At 42.0% G+C, this 3,073-nt stretch carries 2 protein-coding genes; one reads left to right on the forward strand and one right to left on the reverse strand.

The genetic code is table 11. The features are described 5' to 3' along the window. Nucleotides 1-364: 364 nt before the first annotated feature. Nucleotides 365-2,566, forward strand: coding sequence for a polysaccharide biosynthesis tyrosine autokinase (locus tag F6K57_RS41430; protein WP_293074947.1), 2,202 nt, complete (start codon nucleotides 365-367; stop codon nucleotides 2,564-2,566). 67 nt (nucleotides 2,567-2,633) lie between these two features. Here the strand turns inward: F6K57_RS41430 and F6K57_RS41435 are convergent. Continuing rightward, nucleotides 2,634-3,073, reverse strand: a 440-nt coding sequence (locus F6K57_RS41435; RefSeq protein ID WP_293074950.1) for a DUF1361 domain-containing protein, incomplete at its 5' end; no start/stop codon positions are given.

The following is a 3,073-nucleotide window of genomic DNA, read 5'->3' on the forward strand; positions in this document are numbered from 1 at the left end:
AATCAAAAGACGATTTATATCATTGCTGGAAGCAATAACAGTGTAAAGTTTTGTGTGTAAGGTTTGGTAATTAGTAATGGGCAACGGAGACTTGTGATTACTCCCAAACCATTACCCATTACCGAAAACAATGGAAAATTAACACTAAAAAAAAGCTAGACACCATAGGTTTTTTTTGTGTTTTGTTTTTTTTCTAATTTAATCAAATTTAAGTAACCAATAGCATCATAATTTATTATAATTAATATAGCATCTATCTCTAGATATATTGAGAAAATCAATACCTAGCTTCTGACGGTGAAAAAAGGGTGAGCAATCTACTAAATTTTTGTCAGTGAGTATTAAACTTTTTTTATGAAAAATTATGGAAGCTATAGATTATTCAGAAGAAATAGATTTTCATAAATACTGGCTAGTTTTCAAACGGCGTTTTTTGCCAGCAAGCCTAGCATTTGGTGGTGTTTTCGGTCTGGCCGCATGGTATGTTTTCTCTCAAAAAACTGTTTATTTAGCAGCAGCTCAACTGTTGTTAAAGACAGATAATTCTTCTTCTCTGACCGGGGTTGATAATCCAACTGGCACGATTGATAATGTTGCTCGCCAGAGCGACCCCTTATCTACGGAAGTAGAAATTATTCTTTCCAGACCAATTATAGAAAAAACAATCCAAGCTCTTAACCTCAGGGATAAAAACGGTGAATTTATATCTCCTGAGTTCATTTTAAAAGAACTGAGTGTCAAACCAATTCCGGGGACAGATATCCTCACCATTTCCTATGAATCCTATGATCCTACTTGGGCAGAAAGGATCGTTAACACACTGATTAAGGTTTACATAGAGAATGATATCCAAACTAACCGAGCGGAAGCTGTCGCCGCTCGTGACTTTATTGAGAAACAACTTCCAAAAGTTGAAGCTACTGTCAGCCAAGCAGAAGCGGATTTGCGTAGATTCAAAGAAGCTAATAAAATATTAGACCTGCAACAAGAAGCTAGCATTGCAGTCGGGTCGATTGCCAAATTAGACGACGAAATTTCTCAACTTCAGGCTCAGTTAGCACAGATAAATGCTGAGTCTGAGGGCTTGCGCAATAAGATCGGTCTGGATACACAGCAAGCTGTGGCAGCTACGTCTTTAAGGCAGTCTACTGGGGTCCAGGAGGCACTGACACAACTCCAAGGGGTACAAGCTCAGTTAGCACTGGAGCGCACCCGCTTCAACGATGAATACCCGACAGTCGCTCAGTTGGCTCTTCAGGAAGCCGCACTATTAAAATTACTACAAGAGCGAATAGCCCAGGTTATTGGTAGCCAACAACCAGCGCCACCGGTTAAGAGTTTGTTAGAGTTTGGACCAATCCAGCAACAACTGACTGCAGAATTGGTTCAGTCCGAGGTACAGCGTTTAGGACTGACTAGCCAACTAGGTGTTCTGAGGAATACTCAGTCATCTTACAAAGAGCGCTCTAGAGTCCTACCGAAACTAGAGCAGAATCAGCGGGAACTGGAGCGACGGGTAGCTGCTGCACAAGCAACTTACCAAATTTTGTTAAGCAAACTACAAGAAACCAGAGTTGCGGAAAATCAAAATGTCGGTAATGCCCGTGTTATTTCAGAGGCGATCGTTCCTGAACAGCCGATTCCGATCCCCATCAACCTGATCCTGGCAGGGGGAGCTTTTGCTGGTATGTTAGTTGCGATCGCTACGGCTTTCTTGATCGACCTCTTAGACAGATCGGTTCATACTCTCAAAGAATTAAAAGATTTGTTCAGATATACCTTGTTAGGGGTTATTCCAGATTACGGCAAGCTGGTCAGTACGAGCTACTTTGCTGGATCGTCTCAACAGAATGTTTTTCCCATTTTTCCAAGAGATTTGCCCCGCTCTGTCGTCGGTGAAGCCTATCAAATTCTGCAAGCCAATCTGAAGTTTATCAGTTCTGATCGACCACTGCAATCGATTGTAGTAACCAGTTCTGTTCCTAAGGAAGGCAAGTCCCATGTCTGTGCTAATTTAGCTGCAGCTATGGCTCAAGTAGGACGCCGGGTGTTACTAATCGATGCTGATCTGCGTTATCCATCTCAACATCATCTGTGGGAACTAACTAACTCCTTAGGTTTAAGTAATATTCTCGTGGGTGATGCTCAATTTCATCAGGCTAAACGGGAAGTAATGACTGGTCTTGATGTTCTGATGGCTGGGGTAATTCCTCCAAATCCTGTGGCTCTTCTAGACTCTCAGAAGATGGCTTTACTGATGCAGAAGTTCTCACGAGAGTATGACTGTGTTATCTTAGATACTCCAGCATTAGCTGGTATGGCTGATGCGCCAATTTTGGGCAAAATGGCTGATGGCATTTTACTGGTAGCCCGACCTGAAAAAATCGATTCTGCCAGTGCTAATGCGGCTATGGAAATTCTCAACAGCTCAGGTCAAAATGTTCTGGGGTTAGTTACCAATGGTGTAATCTTCAAAAACGAACCTGACGGCTATATCTACCGCAACAGGGAAAACTATACTACGCCAGATTTCAGTCCAGAAAAGGCTGAATGTAATCAGCCATAAAACTTTGGAAGTTGTGAATCTGTTATCCAAGAATCTGTTATCCAAGAATCTGTTATCCAGGAATCTGTTATCCAGAAGCTGCGCTGCCAGAACGTTGGTGGCGCATTCTGATCATAATTCCTAAGGTTATTTGCTTCATCATCCAGTAAAATACTGTCAGCACCACGAAGGTTACGGCCATCACTAGTAGTGGACCTTTAGAGGTTAAATCATGAATCATGCCCTTGACTAAGCTATTGGGTTGAGCAACCAAGTCCCAGCTGTTGAAGCGTTGGAATCGTCCTAGATAAATACCAAAGGCGCACAGAGCATGAGTAATTAACTCAGCTGAAAATATCAACTTTCCTAACCTTCGCCGCTGCAAATACTCACCTAGGTTCATCACAGATAGAACGTAAGCTTCAAAACCGGTTAGGATAACTAGCAGATGTTGGGGAATAACAACTAGAGTAATTGTCCATACTGAGTAATTCCTGCGAATGGCTTGAATTAGATGAATCACATCGG

The sequence above is a fragment of the Moorena sp. SIO4A5 genome (assembly GCF_010672005.1).
GTDB lineage: Bacteria > Cyanobacteriota > Cyanobacteriia > Cyanobacteriales > Coleofasciculaceae > Moorena.

What these genes read in the sequence shown, in the direction of transcription:
- F6K57_RS41430 (WP_293074947.1), top strand. Translation starts at nt 365, where the DNA reads ATGGAAGCTATAGATTATTCAGAAGAAATAGATTTTCATAAATACTGG.